Raw genomic sequence first — 19,799 nt, forward strand, 5'->3', positions numbered from 1 at the left:
TGCGCAGCGCTCACTAGCTTTTGGGCCTGCTTCGCAGCCCAGCGGGAGCAAGCTTGCACCGGTAATCCTGCGCTGACACTTTCCTGTGGCGAGGGAGCTTGCTCCCGCTTGAGTGCGCAGCGCTCACTAGCTTTTGGGCCTGCTTCGCAGCCCAGCGGGAGCAAGCTTGCACCGGTAATCCTGCGCTGACACTTTCCTGTGGCGAGGGAGCTTGCTCCCGCTTGAGTGCGCAGCGCTCACTAGCTTTTGGGCCTGCTTCGCAGCCCAGCGGGAGCAAGCTCCCTCGCCACAGTTTATTGCCTAAGCGGCTTACACCGCCGCTTTGCGCAACGTCGCCATAAACGCCGCCGCACCGATGAACAGCCCGGCAAACGTGCGGTTCATGCGCTTCTGTTGTTTCGGTGTGCGCAGCAGGCGCAGCACCTTCGACGCCAGCCCGGTGTAGCCGGCCATGACGATCAGATCGACGCAAATCATCGTCACGCCAATCACCAGATACTGAATCAGCAGCGGTTCATGCGGGTTGATGAATTGCGGCAGCACCGCGAGCATGAATATCAGAGCCTTGGGGTTGCTGATGTTCACCAGGAAACCACGGAATACCAGCGCCAGCGGCTTGCCGATCGGTCGCACCGCTGCGTCATCGCTCATGTCCATGGGCAACGCGCGCCATTGCTTGATCGCCAGATAAACGAGATAGGCCACGCCGAACCATTTGATCGCATAAAACGCCGTGGCCGAGGCGGTGAGGATCGCACCGACACCGGCGCCGACAATCGCAATCTGCACGGCGAGGCCGACTTGCAGACCCAGGGCGTTCCAGTAACCGCGCCAGAAGCCGTATTGCAATCCGCTGGACATCGACGCAATGGCGCCGGCGCCCGGGGACAGACTGATCACCCAGCAGGCGGCAAAAAACGCCAGCCATGTTTGAAGCTCCATCGCACACCTCGACTGATGCTTGTGGCAAATGCCTAAGCTAATGCGGCTTCGCGTGGATGACTACCGATTTCTTGCTGAAGGTTGCAGGTGCGGCTAATGGCCCCTTCGCAAGCAGGCTCGCTCCCACAGGAAAACGCATTTCAAATGTGGGAGCGAGCCTGCTCCGGGCGGCGTTCCGACGAAGGCGTCGGAACTGACGCCACGAAATTACTTCTCGAAGCCACTCGACGGAAACACATCCGTCCCGCGCCAGCGCCGCACCGAACGCTGGAAGAACAAGCTGTTCGGCACCTGCACCATCGCGCTACCCGTGCCCAGCTCTTCCGCCTCGATCAACGTGGTGTAGAGCAGATTGATCGCCACCACTCGCCCTTTCACGCCCGGCTTGTCCGTGGTGTCCACCAGTTCGACCACGTCGCCCAGGCGAAACGGCCCGACGGTGAAGATCAGAACCGCACAGAGCAGGTTCGACAGCACGCTCCACATCGCGAAGAACGCCACCGCCGCCACCGCGACGAACCCCGACAAGGCAGTCCACAGCACCGTCGCCGACACCCCGAGACGTTCCAGCACGAAGATCAGCGCGCTGCCCATGATCAACCAGCGCAGCACGCCACGCAGCGGCATCAGCAGCTGCGGCGGGAACGAATAGCGCTGGCCCAGGCCGGTCAGGACTCTGGCGACGAAGCGCTGGGCGAGGTAGCCCGCCAGCAGGATCAACAAAATCTGCACACCGAGCCAGATCGGCTCGACCCACATCGCTGGCAGCGGCAGTTTGAAGGCTTCCATCAGGACAACGCCTCCAGCTCCGCCTGCATGCTTTCCAGCGTTTCCAGCGCTTGCATCCACGCCTCTTCCAGCTCGGCTTCACGAATCTTCAGCCTGGCCTGCTCGGCCAGCAGATCACGCAATTCGTTCTTGCGCGCCGGTTCGTAGATATCGCTGTCGCCAAGGCTGGCATCGACCTTGGCGAGTTTTTCGTGGAGCTTGCCCAGTTCGGCTTCAAGCTTGTCGGCCTCGCGTTTGTGCGGGGCCAGTTGTTGGCGCAACGCTGCTGCTGCCTGACGCTGAGCTTTCTTGTCGGTCTTGTCCGGGTTGACCGGTGTGTTGCTGACCGGCGCATTGCGCTGACGGTATTCCACCAGCCAGCGTGCGTAGTCTTCGAGATCGCCGTCGAATTCTTCGACCTTGCCATCGGCGACCAGATAGAAGTTATCGGTGGTGCTCTTGAGCAAATGCCGATCGTGGGACACCACCAGCACCGCGCCGCTGAATTCCTGCAACGCCATGGTCAGCGCCAGGCGCATTTCCAGGTCAAGGTGGTTGGTCGGTTCGTCGAGCAGCAGCAGATTCGGCCGTTCCCAGGCGATCAACGCGAGGGCCAGACGCGCCTTCTCGCCACCGGAAAAATTCAGCACCGGCTCATCGATGCGCGCGCCACGGAAGTCAAAGCCACCGAGGAAATCGCGCAGGGTCTGCTCACGCTCGCCCGGCGCCAGACGCTGCAAGTGCAGCAACGGGCTGGCCTTGGAATCGAGCGAGTCGAGTTGATGCTGGGCGAAATAGCCGACCACGGTGTTCTCGCCACGGGTCAGGCGCCCGGCCAGCGGTTCCAGCTCGCCGGCGAGGTTCTTGATCAGCGTCGACTTACCCGCACCGTTCGGCCCGAGCAGGCCAATCCGTGCACCCGGGGTCAGTTGCAGCTTGACCTTCTCCAGGATGGTTTTGTCGCCGTAGCCCAGGCGCGCATCGGACAAATCGATCAGCGGACTGGAGATTTTCGTCGACTCGCGGAAGACGAAATCGAACGGCGAATCGACGTGGGCCGCCGACAGCTCTTCCATGCGCTCAAGTGCCTTGATCCGGCTCTGCGCCTGACGGGCCTTGGTCGCCTGAGCCTTGAAGCGGGCGATGTAACTTTCCATGTGCGCACGTTGCGCCTGCTGCTTCTCGTAGGCCTGTTGCTGCTGGGCCAGACGCTCGGCACGGGCGCGTTCGAACGCGGTGTAGCCGCCACGGTAGAGCGTCAGTTTGCGTTGATCGACATGCGCCACGTGGTCGACGACTTCGTCGAGGAAGTCGCGGTCGTGGGAAATCAGCAGCAAGGTGCCCGGATAGTTTTTCAGCCAGTCTTCGAGCCAGATGATCGCATCGAGGTCGAGGTGGTTGGTCGGTTCGTCGAGCAGCAACAGGTCCGAGGGGCACATCAAGGCTTGCGCCAGGTTCAGACGCATCCGCCAGCCACCGGAGAAATCGCCGACCTGACGATCCATCTGCTCGTTGGTGAACCCAAGCCCGGCGAGCAGCTTGCGCGCTCGCGCGTCGGCGGTGTAGCCGTCGGCGCTGTCGAGTTCGGCGTGCAGACGGGCCAGTGCGGTGCCGTCGTGGGCCTGCTCGGCGACAGCGAGGTCGCGTTGCACCTCGCGCAGTCGCAGGTCGCCATCGAGCACATAGTCGACTGCCAGGCGCTCGAGGGTGTCGACCTCTTGGCGCATGTGCGCGATGCGCCAGTCGGCCGGCAGCAGGCAGTCGCCCGAGTCCGGATGCAACTCGCCGCGCAGCAAGGCGAACAGGCTGGATTTGCCGGCACCGTTGGCGCCGATGAGGCCGGCTTTGTGGCCGGCGTGCAGGGTCAGCTCGGCGTCTTCTAGCAGACGTTGCGGGCCACGCTGTAAAGTCAGGTTCTGAAGTCGGATCATAATGGCGGCGGAGTCTACCAGCTTCGCTCACAACTGGCGCGAGTAGCACGATGTCCTCTGACCTGTGGAGCTTTGCCCTTAATGTCTACGCCCGACCGGGCGTCGAAAATGCCTGCCTGCAACTGCAAACGGCGGGGGCCAACGTCTGCCTGCTGTTGTGCGGCTTGTGGCTGGAACACCGTGGGGTCGCTTGCGATGAACAACGCGTGCGCCAGCTTCAGGCGCTGACCGAGCCCTGGGATCGCGACGTCGTGCAGCCACTGCGTGCAGTGCGCCTGCAATGGAAAGCCGCAGCCTTGGAAGATGCGCTGTTGCAAGGCATGCGCGAGCAAATCAAATCACTCGAACTTGAGGCAGAACGCGCGTTGCTGTCGCGGCTTGAGGGGATAGCGCAGGGGTGGGCGCGAAACGCCAGTGGTTCACTGACCTGGCTTGAAGGCCTGGCCGGCGCTGCCGCCAGCCCGAACCGCGACGCGCAGCACTTGCAGCGCGTCGCGGCGACCGGCACTTAGGAAGCGCTGGACGGGGTGCTGCTGACGCTCGACACAGCGGCTGGCGTTGGCGCCGGGGCAGTGGTCGAGTTGGCGGCGGGGGCCGGTGCGGCGGTCGAAGCCGACGGCGCCGCAGTGGCTGGCTTCGCGGCTGGAGCCGGTTTGGCGGCTGCTGGCTTGGCAACCGCCGGCTTTTTCACGGCAGGCTTCGCGGCGGGTTTGGCTGCTGGCTTGGCGGCAGGTTTTGCCGCAACAGGCTTGGCGGCAGTCGCTGGTTTAGCCGCGGCGGCCGGTTTCGCGGCGGGCTTGGTTGCCGGTTTCGCGGCTGCTTTCACGGCGGGTTTTGCGGCTGGCTTGGCAGCGGGTTTTGCCGCTGCTTTTGCGGCCGGTTTGGCGGCAGCAGGTTTCGCAGCGGGCTTGGCCGCAGCGGTTTTCGCAGCAGGTTTTGCGGCGGGTTTGGCGACCGCTTTGGCGGCGGGTTTGGCGGCTGCGGCTTTCGCCGGGGCTGCTTTGGTAGCAGCGGGTTTAGCCGCTGGCTTGGCCGCGACAGTTTTGCTGGCCGGCTTGGCGGCAGCGGGTTTTGCAGCGCTTGTAGCAGCCGGTTTTTTCGCCGCCGGTTTGGCCACGGTTTTAGCCGTCGGTTTTGCCGCCACTTTCACCGGTGCCTTGGCAGCAGGCTTGGCCGCAGCCGTCTTCGCTACAGGTTTGGCAGCAGCCGGTTTGGCCACGGCTTTCTTCGCCGGTGCCGCCGCCGGTTTGGCCGAACGGGCGGACAATACTTTGCCCACGGCTTCTTGCACGCGGCCAACACCTTGGGCCAGTTTCAGGCTTTCCTGGGCATCGCGCTTGAGTTGCAGAATGTAGCTGCGCGTGTCGGACTGACGATCCTTCAGGGCATCGAGCAGCTCTTCCAGTTCCTGCACGGCGGCCTTGGCTTTGTTCTGTGCCTTGGCTTTACCGGCGGTGGCTGCATCCTGCAATTTGGTGCGCGACTTGTGCAGTTTTTCTTGCGCCTTGCCGCGTTGCTTTTCCAGTTTGGCGAGCAGTTTTTCAGCATCAGCCAAGGCTTGGGAGCAAGCGTTTTCCAAATGCTCGAGCAGGCTGCCCGAGAGTTGTTGGAGTAAGTGCAACGGAGTATTTACAGGCTTCTTGGTGGCCGACATGGTTTACCTCCTGGCTGACGTGGGTGCGGCTCATACTAGACCTCTGCTGATACCGCCGCTAGGGCATCTTGACAGTATCGAAACCGTTGCGTTGCACCGAAGCGAAAATGTCATGCGCGAAAACAAAAGCAGTTCACCGTTGCAGCCGTTCGCGCTGGCATAATCCAGCGCATCTCAGGACGGAGAGTGCCGATGTCGCGCTACTTTTTTTTAACCCTCTGCCTGGTTTTTTCGGCGGCCCACGCCACTGAAAAAACCACGGCCAACGATGCTCACGACCTGGCTTACAGCCTCGGGGCCAGCCTCGGTGAGCGCCTGCGCCAAGAGGTGCCGCAGCTGCAGATCCAGGCGCTGATCGAAGGCCTGCAACAGGCTTATCAGGGTAAGCCACTGGCATTGAGTGAAGCGCGCATCGAACAGATTCTGGCCGAACATGAATCGCAAAATGCCGAACAGTCATCGCGCTCTTCAAGCGATGCGGCGATGGCAAACGAGCAACGTTTTCTCAGCGCGGAAAAAGCCAGACCCGGCGTGAAGGAACTGGCCGATGGCATCCTGCTGACTGAGCTCGCTCCGGGCACCGGCGCCAAGGCCGGCCCCGACGGAAAAGTGCAGGTGCTGTATATCGGCAGGCTGCCGGACGGCACTGTCTTCGATCAGAACACTCAGCCACAGTGGTTCAATCTAGACAGTGTGATCGCCGGCTGGCGCACCGCATTGCAGAACATGCCGGTGGGCGCCAAATGGCGACTGGTGATTCCTTCGGATCAGGCGTATGGCGCCGACGGTGCCGGCGACTTGATCGCGCCGTTCACGCCTTTGGTGTTCGAAGTGGAATTGCGCGGCGCGACCCATTGAGCAGGCAATAAAAAACGGTGCGCCTGGGGCGCACCGTTTTTTTGATCAGGGTTCGGATCAGGCCTGAACCGCCGCTTCTTCCTTGTGCGCGTTATGCAGCACTTCAATCAGGCAGTCTTCGAGCTCGAAGCGCTCGTGCAGCAGTCCGCCCAGCTCCTTGAACTTCTCGGCAACGCATTTGCCTTCTTCGCACAGATCGTTGAAGGCGAGCAGCTTCTCGGTAATCACATCGATACGTGGATAAATCGTATCGGCGAGTTCCAGGCCGCGCTTGTCATTGAACGCCTTGGCTTCGCCGGTGAGCTGTTCGTAGATTTCGAAGTGGCCGGCCGAGACGTAATCGACCAGCACACCGCAGAATTCCAGCAAAGGCTTGCGGCTCTCCGACAGTGCCTCAGGCTTGTCACCGAGCAGGTCATAGACCCTGATCAGTTCTTCACGCTCCTGTAACCAGCGGTCGATCAGCAGATGAACTCCACCCCAACGTTCCTGAGCATTCTGACAACTTTCGAGCATGGCGATCTCTCTTCCCTTGTGGGTCATGCTGCTCTACACCCGCGTCCCGCTTCTGATTTTGGCTTGTGGGGATGGTCGGGCAGAGCGTCATCGAGCAACATAATTCCAATGACACGTGCCGGCCAGATTATGCCCGCACGCCTATGGCTTCAAGGTACGCAGGAGATAAAGTTCATACAAGTGTTTAATCCCTCAGCAGCACCGGGTGCGACGCTTCGCCGCTGAACGGGCGTTGTAGAGCATTCCAGGCCAGCCGCAACAATTGGTACACCGCGAGTATCGAGACCGCGACAAAGAACAACAGGCTCCACTCCGGAATGCTCAGGTCAAACAATGTCCAGGAAATTTCCGCGCAGTCGGCACCGCCATTAAACATCCGTTGCAAGGCGCACACCCACGGCAGGGCACTGAACAGCGGCTCGGCGGCGGGTGTGCATTTGACCATCTGCAACAGCGGATCACTCTGAATCAACACTTGCCGCCAGGCTGCCGTGGTCCCGCCAAGGCTGGCGCCCAGCGCACACAGCCAGTAGAGCCCAAGACCGGCACGCCGGGGGCCGTGCACCGCCGCCACACCACAGCAAATGCACAGCAGCGTAAGGAACAGGCGCTGCACCAGGCACAGGCTGCACGGCGTCAGACCGACCGTGTATTCAAGGTAATAAGAAGCTCCCAGAGCAAAGGCTCCTGCAATGAAAGCCATGAAGAACAAGGAGCGTGAGCAGGCCAACGACATGGCTTTTCCGTAACAGTAGAGACAGAGGGTTACGGTAGAGGAAAGCGTGTCAGCCTTTCAAGGCGAGGCCCTGCCGACAGTTCACCAGAGGTGTAGGGAAAACCCGACAGGTTCAAGAGGAATATGGGTAACGCGCCGTAGGACTTTTTACCGAGCGCGCGACGAAGTTAAAAAGAATGTACGAGGGAGCCGCCTCCCTCGTCACTTCAGATGCGCGCGGAAACCGGCAGTGGCGCGGCCAGCAGGCGCTCATCCAGCAGGCCCAGACCTTCCTGGAACAACTGATTGCTGCGTTCGGTATCGCCCAGCTGCGCCAGCAAGCGCGCCAGCTCCGCACAGGTCTCGGGATTGCGCTGCAACTGCAGGCTGCTCTCCAGATAGTCTCTCGCCTTGCCCCACAGACTGGCTTGCAGACACAGGCGTCCCAGGGTCAGCAGCAGGCTCGGATCGGCCGGGTGTTCCTTGAGCCAGCCTTCGGCGGTTTGCAGTTGGCGTACCGGGTCGCTGCCACGGACCAAGCCGTAGAGACGCGCCAAATGGCTGTCGTACTTGCGTTTGAGGGCCGTACGCAGCACTTCTTGCGCCTCGACCTGAGCACCCAGCTGACGCAATTGTTCGGCATAGGCCAACACCAGCGGCGGCTCTTGACGCTGCGCCGCGGTGAGCTGCTCCCAGGCGCGTTTCAGCGATTGCAGACCCACCGTGCCATCGTCTTCACGCTGCGCCGCCAACGACAGGTTTTCACCCCAGGCGCGACGCTCCAGCTCGGCCAGTTCAGCCGGTGGCAGCACTTTGTCCTTGCGCAGTTCCGGCAGCAAGCGAATCACCGCCGACCACTCACCCCGCTGCTGATACAGCCGCTGCAACTGGCGCAAGGTCTGTGCGCTGCGCGGGTGCCGCTCATGCATGGCTTGCAGCGTCACCAGTGCGCCATCGGTATCGCCGCGATCGGTCTGCAATTGTGCATGGCTCAAGGCAATCGCCAGTTCAGCCTGAGGCTGACGCTCCAGTGCGCGTTCGAGCAGGCGGTCGCATTCTTCGTAATGACCTTGCTCGTTGGCCGCACGGGCCGCACCCAGATAAAACAACAGCGGCTGCCGCTCGGCTTCCGCTGCGCGGGTCAGATGCCGCTGCGCACTGGCCCAGCGCCCTTCCGCCAGATCCAGTTGACCGTGCTCGATTGCCACCTGCACGCGACGACTGCGGTTGCGCCGCGACCATGGATTGACCACGCCAGTGGAAGTCATGATCAGCTCGACCAGCGCCTTGATCCCCCAGAACAGCAGCCACAGCACCGCGACCACTGCCAGTGTCGCCCACAGGCTCGACTCATAGCGGAAACTCTTATAGGCAACCAGCACATATCCGGAGTGTTCAGCAATCGCCAGGCCCAGCGCCGCCGTCGCCGCGATCACCAGAAACACGATCACATACAGGCGTTTCATGGCGTCGCCTCCTGCGCGGCATTGCCGGCAGGTCTGGCAAACGGTTTCACCGATTCTTCAGCGTTGACGTTGCGCCGCTGCAGATACGCCTGCACCGCGCTCAGGGTGCCAGCCAGATCGGGGGTGACGACCGTGACCGGCTCCTTGCTCAACTCGCCGACCTGCTCAAGCATCACTTTGCTTTGCGGATTGTCCGGATTGAAGTTGCCCTTGAGCACATCACGCGCCTCGGCCAGCGCCTGGGTGTAGACCGCCGCCTGACCGTTGAGCGCCGCCCACTGCGCCTGCTCCAGCGCCAGGCTCAGGGCCAGGCGGACCTGGCTCAGGCTCTGCCCGGCCAGCAGCGGCCGTACATTCTTGTCCGCGTTGAAGTCGATACGGAGGTAGCGCGAAACCTGATCCCACCACTGCGCCCAGCGACTGGCGCCATCACCGTCAGCGGTCAAGCCCAGCAGCGACTCACCGCGGTCCTTGTACTCCGGAGCCAGTTCGGTGAGGTCGATAACCTGATCGCGCAGCGCACCGAGGCGCAGGAATAATCCGGTCCGGTCCGGCTGCTCAGTGCTGCGCAACGCGACAAGGGTTTTCGCCACTTGCTCACGAGCGGCGAAGGCGCCCGGATCGTTCTGTTCGCGGAGAATTTCGTCGGCGCCCTGCACCAGCGCCTGAGCGCTGCTGATGTCCTGCAACGCCGACAGACGCAGACTGGCGAGGCGCAACAGGTGCTCGGCCTCGGCCAGACGCCAGTCCTTGCGACTGGCCCCCAGGACCGTTTCCAGACGCTGATTGAGGCGCTGCTGATCACCTTGCAGTTGCGTCACCAGACGTTGGCGCTCGGCAAGCTCGTCGGCGCCGGGCAACTGCGCGAGGCGCTCGGTCAGGCGCTGCTCGTTGAGCTTCAGACTCTGCGCCTGATCGTTCAAGGCCTGCACCTGAGCGGACTGCTGTTGGGTATTGGTTTGCAGGTGGCGTACCTGCCAGACACCCCAGCCGCCGATCGCCACGCCAGCGGCGCCGAGCAGCACGGCGACTATGGCCAGTCCATTGCCCCGGCGCGGGTCTTTGGCCGGCGCTGGCGTTTCAACCTGGGCATCGGTCACAGGTTGCACATCATCTTTAGGCAAGGCTGTTTCGCTCACGTATCCATCCTTTGCATCAGAAAACGGGCGCGGGATGTTCCCGCAACGCCGTCAGCAAAGCCGCGGCACTGGCGCCACGACAATCCACAACTGTCTGGGCCCCGGCGGCACATGCCAGCTCGGCCACCCTGGGGCTTGGTACAAACAACGGCAACCGCGCAATCGTCGGCCAGACCTCGCCGGCCATTTCGCGCAGGTGCTCGAAACCCTGTCCACTGCTGACCACCAGCCCGTTCAAGCGTTCCGCTTCGATCCGCCGTGGCAGCTCGTTCGGGGCGTAGGCTGGCAGGTCGCGCCGGTACAACTCCAGATACTCGACACTAGCACCAAGCGCGCGCAGGCGCTCGGCGAGCAGTTCACGCCCGCCCTCGCCGCGCAGGATCAATACCTGCGCACCGGGCTGGCTGATCGCCTCGCGCAGACGCGGCAGTTGCAGCAAGGCTTCGCTGTCGTCGCCGTCCGCCGAGAAGCTCACATCGAGACCGTGCTCGCGAAGAATTTCTGCGGTCGCCGCGCCGACACTGAACCATGGCCTCGCCAATGACGACATGCCTGCGGACTTAAGCAAATCCACTGCGATCCGCGCCGCCGGCTTGCTGACCACAATCACCGCGTCGCAAGCCGGCAGCCGCGCAATCGCCTGACGCATTGTGGCAGAGACCGGCAACGGAGCAATTTCCAAAAGCGGCAGGCAACTGCTGAAAATCCCCTCTGCGGCCAACGTCGCAGCCAGCGCCGCACAGTCGTCCGCAGGGCGCGTCAGCAGCAGGCGCCAGCCCGTCACTCGTGACCTGCCTCGCCGTAAACCGCTTTGAGGATGTCGTCGGCACCCTGGCTGAGCAAGGCTTCGGCAACCTTCACGCCCAACGCTTGGGCATCGACCCGCGGCGCCCTGGCTTCGGCGCTGAGCAGCTTGCCGCCGCTGGGCTCGCCGACCAGACCACGCAACCACAATTGCTCGCCCTCAAGCACGGCGTAGCAGGCGATCGGCACTTGGCAGCCGCCATTCAAATGTTTGTTGAGGGCACGCTCGGCGGTGACGCGCGAGGCGGTATCGGCGTGATGCAGCGGTGCAAGCAAGGCGTGGATGTCTGTATCGGCGCTGCGGCACTCGATGCCGACCGCGCCCTGACCACCGGCCGGCAAGCTGTCATCGACACTGATTGCCGAGGTGATGCGGTCTTCGAACCCCAGACGAATCAGCCCCGCCGCGGCAAGAATGATCGCGTCGTATTCGCCAGCATCGAGTTTGGCCAGGCGGGTGTTGACGTTGCCGCGCAGAAAGCGGATTTGCAGGTCCGGACGGCGCGTCAGCAATTGCGCCTGACGACGCAAACTGGAAGTGCCGACGATGGCGCCGGCCGGCAACGCGTCGAGGCTTTCGTAAGTATTGGAAACGAAGGCATCGCGCGGGTCTTCTCGCTCGCAGATGCAAAAAAGGCCGAGGCCTTCAGGGAAGTCCATCGGCACATCTTTCATCGAGTGCACGGCAATATCCGCTTCATTTTCCAGCAGCGCGGTTTCCAGCTCCTTGACGAACAGCCCCTTGCCACCAATCTTCGACAGCGGTGAGTCGAGCAGCTTGTCGCCGCGACTGACCATGGGCACCAGTGTCACCAGCAAACCCGGATGGGCTGCCTCAAGACGGGCTTTGACGTATTCGGCCTGCCAGAGGGCCAGCGCACTTTTACGGGTGGCGATGCGGATTTCGCGAGAGGACATGGATCAATCCGTACTGAATAGATACGGCGGATAATAACAGCTCAGCCAAATCCACTTTGACTTGAATCAGAAATGGCGTGGCCTCCCTGGCCTGAAATGCCTGATGAACAGTCGCAAGCGCCCCCCGCAATGACCAGGGTTTACAGGCCCTGCATCATTTTGCGCACACCGGCCACATGCCGACGGCTGACGATCAGCGCATCGCCATTGAGGCCTTTGAGGAACAACTGGAAATGACCCAGCGGTGTGCGTTGCAGGCGCTCGATACGGTCGCGGGCGACCAGCGCATTACGATGGATACGCACGAAGCGTTCGCCAAACTCGTCCTCGAGCGCCTTGAGCGGTTCGTCCAGCAGCACTTCACCGGCTTCGTGGCGCAAGGTCACGTATTTGTGGTCGGCGATGAAGTAGACCACCTGATCCAGCGGGATCAGTTCAATACCTTTGCGGGTGCGGGCGCTGATATGGCTGCGCGGACCGTTGCCACTTTCGGCAGCGGGCCGGGTCAGGGCGGAGAGTTGCGCCCGGTTGGGACGGTCGGCCCGTTTCAGGGCGTCCTGCAAGTGTTCGGTTCGCACGGGTTTCACCACATAGCCCACGGCGCTGGCCTGCAGGGCTTCCACGGCAAATTCATCGGGACTGGTGCAAAACACCACGGCGGGCGGCGTTTCTCGTTCGCACAGTCGGGCAGCCACCTGCAGGCCATCGAGGCCCGGCATGCGGATATCGAGCAAGACGATATCCGGCTTGTGGCTGTCAATCAGCGCTAACGCCTCCTCGCCATTCGTGGCGCCGGGCTCCAGGACTGTATAACCCTCAAGTTCGCTCACCATTCGGCTGAGGCGCTCGCGAGCCAGGGGTTCGTCATCAACGATCAGGACATTCATATTGCGCTGGATTCCTGCGTGAGTCTCGCACAAGGATAGCGTAGACAGGTGAAGTGACGTCCGTCACCGCGATCCACGCTAAGACTAGCCCGAGCGCCAAAAAGTGCCGTACGTCGGCCAGCAATATTTGCCAGTGTCCGGGTCGTACTGCTCAGAGCCCGCTGTTTCCTGCGTTTCTCACGGGGTTGACGCAAGGACAACTCACCCGCCCCCTCTTTTTATAGCCAGTGGCCAGACCTTCACATGATCCGCATTCGCACCGACCCTTCTGTCCACTGTAGACGTTCGTCGGAACGATATTGCTCAATCGAAAAATATCCTTTCGTAAATTCTTCGCAGGCAAGGCCGGACATGCCTGACACATCGCGAAAAAACCTGTCGACCGGTGTCAGCGACAGGATTGGCAACCCTGTTATTATCCGCGCCAGCGTTTCACGCCTTCTTTCTTCAAGCCGATACGAGCGAATTCATGAGCACTGACAAGACCAATCAGTCCTGGGGCGGCCGCTTCAGTGAACCCGTCGACGCCTTCGTCGCCCGCTTCACCGCCTCCGTCACTTTCGACCAGCGCCTGTATCGCCACGACATCATGGGTTCGATCGCCCACGCCTCCATGCTGGCCAAGGTCGGCGTGCTGACCGATGCCGAGCGCGACAGCATCATCGATGGCCTGAACACGATTCAGGGCGAAATCGAGGCGGGCCAGTTCGACTGGCGTGTCGATCTCGAAGACGTGCACATGAACATCGAAGCGCGCCTGACCGATCGCATCGGCGTCACCGGCAAAAAGCTGCACACCGGGCGCAGCCGCAACGACCAGGTCGCTACCGATATCCGTCTGTGGCTGCGTGACGAAATCGACCTGATCCTCGCGGAAATTACCCGCCTGCAAAAAGGCCTGCTGGAACAGGCCGAGCGTGAAGCGGCGAGCATCATGCCGGGCTTCACTCACCTGCAGACCGCGCAACCGGTGACCTTCGGCCACCACATGCTGGCCTGGTTCGAAATGCTCAGCCGCGATTACGAGCGCCTGGTCGACTGCCGCAAGCGCACCAACCGCATGCCGCTGGGCAGCGCTGCGCTGGCCGGCACCACCTACCCGATCGATCGCGAATACACCGCGCAATTGCTGGGGTTCGACGCCGTTGGCGGCAACTCGCTGGATAACGTCTCCGATCGCGATTTCGCCATTGAATTCTGTTCGGCCGCGAGCATCGCCATGATGCACCTGTCGCGCTTCTCCGAAGAACTGGTGCTGTGGACCAGCGCGCAGTTCCAGTTCATCGACCTGCCCGACCGCTTCTGCACCGGCAGCTCGATCATGCCGCAGAAGAAAAACCCTGACGTGCCCGAGCTGGTGCGCGGCAAGACCGGCCGGGTGTTCGGTGCACTGATGGGCCTGCTGACCCTGATGAAAGGCCAGCCGCTGGCCTACAACAAGGACAATCAGGAAGACAAGGAACCGCTGTTCGACGCCGCCGATACCCTGCGTGACTCGTTGCGCGCCTTTGCCGACATGATCCCGGCGATCAAGCCTAAACACGCGATCATGCGTGAAGCGGCCCTGCGCGGTTTCTCCACCGCGACCGATCTGGCGGACTACCTGGTACGCCGTGGCCTACCGTTCCGCGACTGCCACGAGATCGTAGGTCATGCGGTGAAATACGGCGTCGACACCGGCAAGGACCTGGCGGAGATGAGCCTGGAAGAACTGCGTCAGTTCAGCGATCAGATCGAGCAGGACGTGTTTGCCGTGTTGACCCTGGAAGGCTCGGTGAATGCCCGCGACCATATCGGCGGGACTGCGCCGGCGCAGGTCAAAGCTGCTGTGGCGCGCGGTCAGGCGTTGATCGCCAGCCGCTAAAAGCATCGCGAGCAGGCTCACTCCTACAGGGGAACGCATTCCAATTGTAGGAGTGAGCCTGCTCGCGATAGCTTTTTTCAGTCCACCGCAAATCTCACTTCTTGGCAGCAACCATCGCCAAAAACGCCGGCATCGCCGCATCCTTGTCCGCGGCAATCTTCTGCACATGCGCGTTCTGCTCAAGCCGTTCCAGCAGTGCCTTCGCCCCTGGCATCTCGGCGAGCAAATCAATCCCGAACAGCTTCTGCCCGACCGCACACGCCAGCGGCACGCTGTAGAGGAAATACAAGTCGGCAATGCTCAGGCTATCGCCCGCCACGTACGGGGCAAACTTGCCGTGACGGCCCAGCGCAGCAAAGCCCAGCAGCAACTCGGTTCTGGTCTTTTCCTTGATTGCCTCTGGCAGGGTCATGCCGAAGAATGCCTCGCCGTAACAGGCACGGCCCGGCAGTTCGATGTACAGCTCGATCTCCTTGGCGATCGCCAGCACTTGGGCACGAGCGAACGGATCGCTCGGCAACAATGGCGTGCCTCGCTGGGTCTGTTCCAGGTATTCAAGGATGATCGCCGTCTCGTTGATGAAGCCGGCATCGACGCCCAGCACCGGGACCTTGCCGCGCGGGCTGATGGCCAGTGATTCCAGGGTTTGCGTCGGGTAGAAGGTCACCTCTTCGAAGGGCAGGCCTTTTTCCAGCAGCGCCAGTTTGACCATGTTGTAGTAATTGCTGACAGCGAATCCGTAGAGTTTGAACATCACAGAGCCTCCAGGCCGTGCGGGGTGGGCAGTGCCTGTTTATAGATCGCGACGGCGTTTCCCGCCAGCAGCATCACGCCACTGAATGCAGGTAAACTGGCGCCCTTACCTAAAGGAGCCTGCCATGAGCGAGCCGACAGATATCGTCAATGATGATGACGAAGAAGCATTCACCGAGGCGACCCTGATCGAAGCCATCGAGAACCAGATCGAGAGCGGCAACCCGCCAGCGGCCAAAGCGACTTTTAACAAACTGACGCTGGTGGGCACGGAGCGCGACGAGATCCTTGAACTGATGGCGCATGTGTTGGCTTACGAGATTGACGCGATGCTGGATGAAGACCGTCCGTTCGACACTCAATGGTACGAAGCGGCGCTGCGGGCGCTGCCTGAGCTGCCTGAGCTGCCACCGGAAAAGCAGTAACGCCCCCGATCCTGTAGGAGTGAGCCTGCTCGCGATTACGTTCTTTCAATCACATCACCGTCGACTGGAAGAATGCAATCGCGAGCAGGCTCACTCCTACAAGGTTTGTTACGCATCCCTCCAGCCATCTCCTGCCGCCGGACTACACTGGAATCCGCCTCAAGACAAAATCCCTGAGCTGAGCACTGGACATGCCGCACCAGCGGGTTCACCTTAGGGGCGCTGTCGTCCAATTCCTAGAAAGTCTGGAGTCCTTATGTCGCTTACCCCTGAGTTGGTTGCCGAACTGGAAGTCCTTGCACTCTTTCCCCTGGACAGTTCCCAGGAAGGTCTGAAAATTCATCAGACCGCTGCCCCCAAACACATCGCCGCTGCCCAGCGCCTGTTTGATAAAGACCTCACCGATCAGCCCGATGGCGGCTATCTGACCAGCCTCGGTCGCGATGCCGCGCAAAACGTGCAGACCGTGCTGACGATTCTGAAAGAGCAAGAAACCGCCTGATCCCCCTGACTTTGCCCACGGGAACTCCTGCCACGGGATTTCCGCGGGCCCGCTTGGTCTGTGCGGGAAAAATCTGACAGCAAAAACCAAATTCAGCTTAAACGTCCCGCTGTGCTAAGGCTAAACTGCCTTCCATTCCGAGACCCTCTACGTCCGAGCCTGCGAGCCGGTTTGAGCTGACATGACGCGCACCCACGAAATCCGCCCCGACCTGGACGAGGGAATCGACCGCAAGGTACTCAGCCAGCTGCGCGCGCGTTTTCTCAAACTCAATGAAGGTCGCCTGGGCCGCGCGCTTGAAGGCTTGTCGACGCGCCAGCAAAGCGTGCTGACGCTGCTGCCGCTGTTCTTCCACGTCAATCATCCGCTGCTGCCGGGCTATGTCTCGGGCAGTACGCCGGCCGGCCTGTCGAATTACGAGCCGGACGCCGACACGCTGGCCGAAGCCCAACGCCTGACCCGTTCATTCGCCTACAAACCACGCCATGGCAGTAATCCGCCGCGGCCGATTCACGGCCTGTTCCTGATGGGCAGCCTCGGCACTCTTGCCCAGGCGGATCAGAGCGACATGGACGTGTGGGTGTGCCATGCGCCGGACCTGAGCGACAGCGAACTCGCCGAGCTGAGCAAGAAATGCCAGTTGCTCGAAAGCTGGGCCGCGAGCCAGGGCGCCGAAGCTCACTTCTTCCTGATCGATCCGGCGCGCTTCGTCAAAGGCGAACGCGACACCCAGCTCAGTTCGGAAAACTGCGGCAGCACTCAGCACTATCTGCTGCTGGACGAGTTTTATCGCACGGCAATCTGGCTCGCCGGGCGCACACCGATCTGGTGGCTGGTGCCGGTTTATGAAGAAACCACCTACGACGCCTACACCCATACCCTACTGTCCAAACGCTTTATTCGCGCCGACGAAACCCTCGACCTCGGGCCGATGGCGACTATTCCGCCGGGCGAGTTCATCGGTGCCGGCTTGTGGCAGTTGTTCAAGGGCATCGAGTCGCCTTACAAGTCGGTGCTCAAACTGCTGCTGACCGAGGTCTACGCCAGCGAGCATCCGCACGTGCAATGCCTGAGCCTGCGCTTCAAAAAAGCCGTGTTTGCCAATCAGCTCGATCTCGATGAGCTGGACCCGTACATGGTGGTGTACCGGCGTATCGAGGAATACCTCACCACGCGCAACGAACCGGAACGCTTGGAGCTGGTGCGCCGCGCGCTGTATCTGAAGGTCAACCGCAAGCTCACCGGCAATAGCCGCAGCCAGGGTTGGCAACGCGCGTTGCTCGAGCGTTTAGCCAGCGAATGGCATTGGGATCAGCGGCAACTGGCGCTGCTCGACAGTCGCAGCCAGTGGAAAGTCCGCCAGGTCAGTGCCGAGCGCCGTGCGCTGGTCAACGAACTCAACTACAGCTATCGCTTTTTGACCCAGTTCGCGCGCAGCGAGCAAACCGTCAGCCTGATCAACAAGCGCGACCTCAACGTCCTCGGCCGTCGCCTCTATGCGGCCTTCGAGCGCAAGGCCGACAAGGTCGAGTTCATCAACCCGGGCATTGCCCCGGACCTTGCCGAAGACACCCTGACCCTGGTGCAGTCGCGCAACAAAAAGGAACCGGGGCAAACCCAGTGGGGCCTGTACAACGGCAGCCTCACCGCGCTGGAGTGGGAACACTTCGCGCCGATCAAGCGCAGCCGCGAGTTGCTCGAACTGCTGACCTGGTGTCACCGCAACGGCGTCATCGACAGCAGCACGCGCCTGGCCCTGCACCCCGGCACCAGTGACCTGAGCGAATTCGAACTGTTCAACCTGCTGGGCAGCCTGCAACAGTGCATCGCCCTGCCCTTGCCGACTGTTGCCGAAGAGGCACTGCTGCGGGCGGCCGTGCCCAGCGAGGTGCTGATGCTGATCAATGTTGGCGTAGACCCGCTCAAGCATCACCGCGACCTGAACATTTTGATGACCACCGAGCGCACCGACTCGCTGAGCTATGCCGGCGTGCGCGAGAATCTTGTACTGACGCTGGATCAGGTCACGCTCAACAGCTGGAACGAAGTGCTGGTCAATCGTTTTGACGGCCCGCACGCCTTGCTCGACTGTCTGCGCGACTACCTCAACAACTTGCCGCGCGGGTCGTTGCAACCGTCACTGAAGGTGCGTTGTTTTTGCCACAACCGCGCGCAGTTCATTGCGCGCCGCGTCGAAGAAATCGTCGACACCGCGCAACATCTGCTGCTCAGCGATCTCAATCACCGCTACCTGATCCAGGTACAGCAGCACTATCACGTGCTGGAACTGGTGCCCGGCCAGGTCAACCATGTCGCCCTCGCCACCCTGCCGGCGCTACTCGATTATCTGGGCGAAGAACAGCCGCGCTACAGCCCGCTGCACCTGGACCCGATGGCGCTGGAAGATCAAGACATTGCGCTGATCCTGCCGATGGGCCAGCCCGAATGCATCCAGGTGTTCTACCGAACAACCGAGCAGCAGGCCGAGCTGTACGTGCTGGATGAGTTCAATGCGCTGTGGCAACAGCGACTGCCTTACCACGACGAGCAGAGTCTGCTGGTGCCACTGCAGCGCTTCCTGCAATCGATACAGTTCCGCCGCGAAGCCGTGCTGCCGATGGAGGCCGGCCCGGAGGCGAGGCTGGAGACTTTGTATTACCAGTTATTGCCATCCGGCCCGGGCCGGGCACGGCGGGTCGAAGCGCGACCGGTGCCGCAGACACCGGTGAACAAGCCGTTCTATGACGTGCAGGCAATCATCGGTAAAGCCGCACCGGGAAACGTGCAGGTCACCTTGTATTGCAATCAGCGGGAATTCAGCGAGCTGGAGCATGGCGACCAGCTGTTCAGCGTGGTCGCCCGCGAGATCGTCGAACAGCGCCGTGAAGCCGAACGGTATCGCTGCTACATCACCGATCTCGACCTGTCGGGCCTCCTCGGCGACGGGCAAAGTTCGAGCAATCTGTATCTGCGCTACAAGGCAGACCTGGAGCGCTCGTTGAATGAAGCGCTCGAACAGGTGTGAGGCAGGGGTTTACTCGGGAAAGGCGCCGCCGTTGACCGGTTGCGATTCCACTTCCAGCAAGGTCAGTTTCAACGACTTGCCGCCCGGAGCCGGCCAGTCGATGTGCTGACCGACCTTCAGGCCCAGCAACGCGCTGCCGACCGGCGCCAGAATCGAAATCTTGCCTTCGTCGGCGTTGGCGTCTTTTGGATAAACCAGCGTCAGGTGGTAATCCTTGCCACTGCCTTCTTCACGGCAATGCACGCGAGAATTCATGGTCACGACATCAGCGGGCACTTCATCGTGGCCGACCACGGTATCGGCGCGGTCCAGCTCGGTTTGCAACGCAATCACGCCCGGCGCAGCCTGGTCTTTCTCGCTCAGGCTGTCGATCAGGCGCTCCAGACGTTGCACGTCCAGACGGGTGAGGGTGATGGAAGGTGCGGTCATGATCCGGGCAGACTCCTTTCTTCTGCACAAAAAAAGCAAAACCCCGCCAAAAAAGACGGGGTTTTCACCGTGCCTCGGTGGTTTGAGGCGTCTGCGGACACTATCACAGCTCAAAAAATATACAAGCCACGCACCTTGAGATGCCGTGACCGGCTATGGCGAGGGAGCTGGCTCCCGCTCGGCTGCGCAGCAGTCGCAAGAGT

19 protein-coding genes are annotated in these 19,799 nt (G+C 61.6%); 6 read left to right on the forward strand and 13 right to left on the reverse strand.

What is annotated here, in order from left to right; translation table 11 throughout:
- Positions 1-309: 309 nt before the first annotated feature.
- The 3 genes from rhtB to HU743_RS15220 form a co-directional block, all read right to left on the reverse strand.
- Positions 310-942 carry a homoserine/homoserine lactone efflux protein gene (rhtB, locus tag HU743_RS15210; RefSeq protein ID WP_186623331.1) on the reverse strand — a complete coding sequence of 211 codons (633 nt, stop codon included), beginning with the start codon at positions 940-942 and terminating at the stop codon, positions 310-312.
- A 207-nt stretch (positions 943-1,149) separates the two neighbouring features.
- Entirely contained in the window at positions 1,150-1,731 is a 582-nt protein-coding gene (locus tag HU743_RS15215; protein WP_186549640.1) for a mechanosensitive ion channel family protein, read from the reverse strand.
- Positions 1,731-3,641, reverse strand: coding sequence for an ATP-binding cassette domain-containing protein (locus tag HU743_RS15220; RefSeq protein ID WP_186649496.1), 1,911 nt, complete (start codon positions 3,639-3,641; stop codon positions 1,731-1,733). Before HU743_RS15220 ends, HU743_RS15215 begins: the two co-directional genes overlap by 1 nt.
- Before the next feature lie 50 nt (positions 3,642-3,691).
- Here HU743_RS15220 and HU743_RS15225 point away from each other — a divergent pair, with 50 nt between their 5' ends.
- Positions 3,692-4,153 carry a TIGR02444 family protein gene (locus HU743_RS15225; RefSeq protein WP_186649498.1) on the forward strand — a complete coding sequence of 154 codons (462 nt, stop codon included), beginning with the start codon at positions 3,692-3,694 and terminating at the stop codon, positions 4,151-4,153.
- On the opposite strand, the gene HU743_RS15230 is transcribed toward HU743_RS15225, so the two are convergent.
- A complete protein-coding gene (locus HU743_RS15230; RefSeq protein WP_186649501.1) occupies positions 4,150-5,295 on the reverse strand; it encodes an AlgP family protein in 1,146 nt (381 codons plus the stop codon). The genes HU743_RS15225 and HU743_RS15230 overlap by 4 nt on opposite strands.
- Before the next feature lie 192 nt (positions 5,296-5,487).
- Here HU743_RS15230 and HU743_RS15235 point away from each other — a divergent pair, with 192 nt between their 5' ends.
- Positions 5,488-6,153 (forward strand): FKBP-type peptidyl-prolyl cis-trans isomerase, encoded by a 666-nt coding sequence (locus HU743_RS15235; protein WP_186549648.1) that lies wholly within the window; start codon positions 5,488-5,490, stop codon positions 6,151-6,153.
- 57 nt (positions 6,154-6,210) lie between these two features.
- On the opposite strand, the gene rsd is transcribed toward HU743_RS15235, so the two are convergent.
- The 7 genes from rsd to HU743_RS15270 all read right to left on the reverse strand — a co-directional run bounded on the left by rsd (position 6,211) and on the right by HU743_RS15270 (position 12,598).
- Positions 6,211-6,669 (reverse strand): sigma D regulator, encoded by a 459-nt coding sequence (gene rsd, locus HU743_RS15240; protein ID WP_186549650.1) that lies wholly within the window; start codon positions 6,667-6,669, stop codon positions 6,211-6,213.
- 184 nt (positions 6,670-6,853) lie between these two features.
- Positions 6,854-7,405: a disulfide bond formation protein B gene (locus HU743_RS15245; RefSeq protein ID WP_186549652.1), complete on the reverse strand. Its 552-nt coding sequence runs from the start codon at positions 7,403-7,405 to the stop codon at positions 6,854-6,856.
- Positions 7,406-7,611: 206 nt separating this feature from the next.
- Complete coding sequence (locus tag HU743_RS15250) at positions 7,612-8,850, reverse strand: heme biosynthesis protein HemY (RefSeq protein ID WP_186549654.1); 1,239 nt, start codon at positions 8,848-8,850, stop codon at positions 7,612-7,614.
- Positions 8,847-9,989 carry a uroporphyrinogen-III C-methyltransferase gene (locus tag HU743_RS15255; RefSeq protein WP_186649503.1) on the reverse strand — a complete coding sequence of 381 codons (1,143 nt, stop codon included), beginning with the start codon at positions 9,987-9,989 and terminating at the stop codon, positions 8,847-8,849. The genes HU743_RS15250 and HU743_RS15255 overlap by 4 nt, the downstream gene beginning before the upstream one ends.
- Before the next feature lie 16 nt (positions 9,990-10,005).
- On the reverse strand, positions 10,006-10,773 hold the full coding sequence (locus HU743_RS15260; RefSeq protein ID WP_186649505.1) for a uroporphyrinogen-III synthase: 768 nt from the start codon (positions 10,771-10,773) through the stop codon (positions 10,006-10,008).
- On the reverse strand, positions 10,770-11,711 hold the full coding sequence (hemC, locus tag HU743_RS15265) for a hydroxymethylbilane synthase (protein WP_186549660.1): 942 nt from the start codon (positions 11,709-11,711) through the stop codon (positions 10,770-10,772). The genes HU743_RS15260 and hemC overlap by 4 nt, the downstream gene beginning before the upstream one ends.
- A gap of 140 nt (positions 11,712-11,851) precedes the next feature.
- Positions 11,852-12,598: a LytTR family DNA-binding domain-containing protein gene (locus tag HU743_RS15270; RefSeq protein ID WP_186549662.1), complete on the reverse strand. Its 747-nt coding sequence runs from the start codon at positions 12,596-12,598 to the stop codon at positions 11,852-11,854.
- Between the two features lie 469 nt (positions 12,599-13,067).
- Between HU743_RS15270 and argH the strand changes: the two genes are divergently transcribed.
- Positions 13,068-14,462 (forward strand): argininosuccinate lyase, encoded by a 1,395-nt coding sequence (argH, locus tag HU743_RS15275; RefSeq protein ID WP_186649508.1) that lies wholly within the window; start codon positions 13,068-13,070, stop codon positions 14,460-14,462.
- 94 nt (positions 14,463-14,556) lie between these two features.
- Here the strand turns inward: argH and HU743_RS15280 are convergent, their stop codons facing one another.
- Positions 14,557-15,216 carry a glutathione S-transferase gene (locus HU743_RS15280; RefSeq protein ID WP_186649511.1) on the reverse strand — a complete coding sequence of 220 codons (660 nt, stop codon included), beginning with the start codon at positions 15,214-15,216 and terminating at the stop codon, positions 14,557-14,559.
- A 124-nt stretch (positions 15,217-15,340) separates the two neighbouring features.
- Here HU743_RS15280 and HU743_RS15285 point away from each other — a divergent pair, with 124 nt between their 5' ends.
- From HU743_RS15285 to HU743_RS15295, 3 genes are all read left to right on the forward strand, one after another.
- Complete coding sequence (locus tag HU743_RS15285; RefSeq protein WP_186649513.1) at positions 15,341-15,640, forward strand: hypothetical protein; 300 nt, start codon at positions 15,341-15,343, stop codon at positions 15,638-15,640.
- Between the two features lie 256 nt (positions 15,641-15,896).
- The gene (locus tag HU743_RS15290; protein WP_186549670.1) at positions 15,897-16,142 is read left to right on the forward strand and encodes a TIGR02647 family protein; all 246 of its coding nucleotides are present in this window, start codon (positions 15,897-15,899) and stop codon (positions 16,140-16,142) included.
- Positions 16,143-16,323: 181 nt separating this feature from the next.
- Entirely contained in the window at positions 16,324-19,167 is a 2,844-nt protein-coding gene (locus tag HU743_RS15295; protein ID WP_186649515.1) for a class I adenylate cyclase, read from the forward strand.
- Positions 19,168-19,176: 9 nt separating this feature from the next.
- Here the strand turns inward: HU743_RS15295 and rnk are convergent, their stop codons facing one another.
- Positions 19,177-19,596 carry a nucleoside diphosphate kinase regulator gene (rnk, locus tag HU743_RS15300; protein WP_039757397.1) on the reverse strand — a complete coding sequence of 140 codons (420 nt, stop codon included), beginning with the start codon at positions 19,594-19,596 and terminating at the stop codon, positions 19,177-19,179.
- Between the last annotated feature and the right edge of the window lie 203 nt (positions 19,597-19,799).

This window comes from Pseudomonas sp. SWRI99, assembly GCF_014270125.1.
GTDB lineage: Bacteria > Pseudomonadota > Gammaproteobacteria > Pseudomonadales > Pseudomonadaceae > Aquipseudomonas > Aquipseudomonas hamedanensis.

What these genes read in the sequence shown, in the direction of transcription:
- rhtB (WP_186623331.1), bottom strand. Translation starts at nt 942, where the DNA reads ATGGAGCTTCAAACATGGCTGGCGTTTTTTGCCGCCTGCTGGGTGATC.
- HU743_RS15215 (WP_186549640.1), bottom strand. Translation starts at nt 1,731, where the DNA reads ATGGAAGCCTTCAAACTGCCGCTGCCAGCGATGTGGGTCGAGCCGATC.
- HU743_RS15220 (WP_186649496.1), bottom strand. Translation starts at nt 3,641, where the DNA reads ATGATCCGACTTCAGAACCTGACTTTACAGCGTGGCCCGCAACGTCTG.
- HU743_RS15225 (WP_186649498.1), top strand. Translation starts at nt 3,692, where the DNA reads ATGTCCTCTGACCTGTGGAGCTTTGCCCTTAATGTCTACGCCCGACCG.
- HU743_RS15230 (WP_186649501.1), bottom strand. Translation starts at nt 5,295, where the DNA reads ATGTCGGCCACCAAGAAGCCTGTAAATACTCCGTTGCACTTACTCCAA.
- HU743_RS15235 (WP_186549648.1), top strand. Translation starts at nt 5,488, where the DNA reads ATGTCGCGCTACTTTTTTTTAACCCTCTGCCTGGTTTTTTCGGCGGCC.
- rsd (WP_186549650.1), bottom strand. Translation starts at nt 6,669, where the DNA reads ATGCTCGAAAGTTGTCAGAATGCTCAGGAACGTTGGGGTGGAGTTCAT.
- HU743_RS15245 (WP_186549652.1), bottom strand. Translation starts at nt 7,405, where the DNA reads ATGTCGTTGGCCTGCTCACGCTCCTTGTTCTTCATGGCTTTCATTGCA.
- HU743_RS15250 (WP_186549654.1), bottom strand. Translation starts at nt 8,850, where the DNA reads ATGAAACGCCTGTATGTGATCGTGTTTCTGGTGATCGCGGCGACGGCG.
- hemC (WP_186549660.1), bottom strand. Translation starts at nt 11,711, where the DNA reads ATGTCCTCTCGCGAAATCCGCATCGCCACCCGTAAAAGTGCGCTGGCC.
- HU743_RS15270 (WP_186549662.1), bottom strand. Translation starts at nt 12,598, where the DNA reads ATGAATGTCCTGATCGTTGATGACGAACCCCTGGCTCGCGAGCGCCTC.
- argH (WP_186649508.1), top strand. Translation starts at nt 13,068, where the DNA reads ATGAGCACTGACAAGACCAATCAGTCCTGGGGCGGCCGCTTCAGTGAA.
- HU743_RS15280 (WP_186649511.1), bottom strand. Translation starts at nt 15,216, where the DNA reads ATGTTCAAACTCTACGGATTCGCTGTCAGCAATTACTACAACATGGTC.
- HU743_RS15285 (WP_186649513.1), top strand. Translation starts at nt 15,341, where the DNA reads ATGAGCGAGCCGACAGATATCGTCAATGATGATGACGAAGAAGCATTC.
- HU743_RS15290 (WP_186549670.1), top strand. Translation starts at nt 15,897, where the DNA reads ATGTCGCTTACCCCTGAGTTGGTTGCCGAACTGGAAGTCCTTGCACTC.
- HU743_RS15295 (WP_186649515.1), top strand. Translation starts at nt 16,324, where the DNA reads ATGACGCGCACCCACGAAATCCGCCCCGACCTGGACGAGGGAATCGAC.
- rnk (WP_039757397.1), bottom strand. Translation starts at nt 19,596, where the DNA reads ATGACCGCACCTTCCATCACCCTCACCCGTCTGGACGTGCAACGTCTG.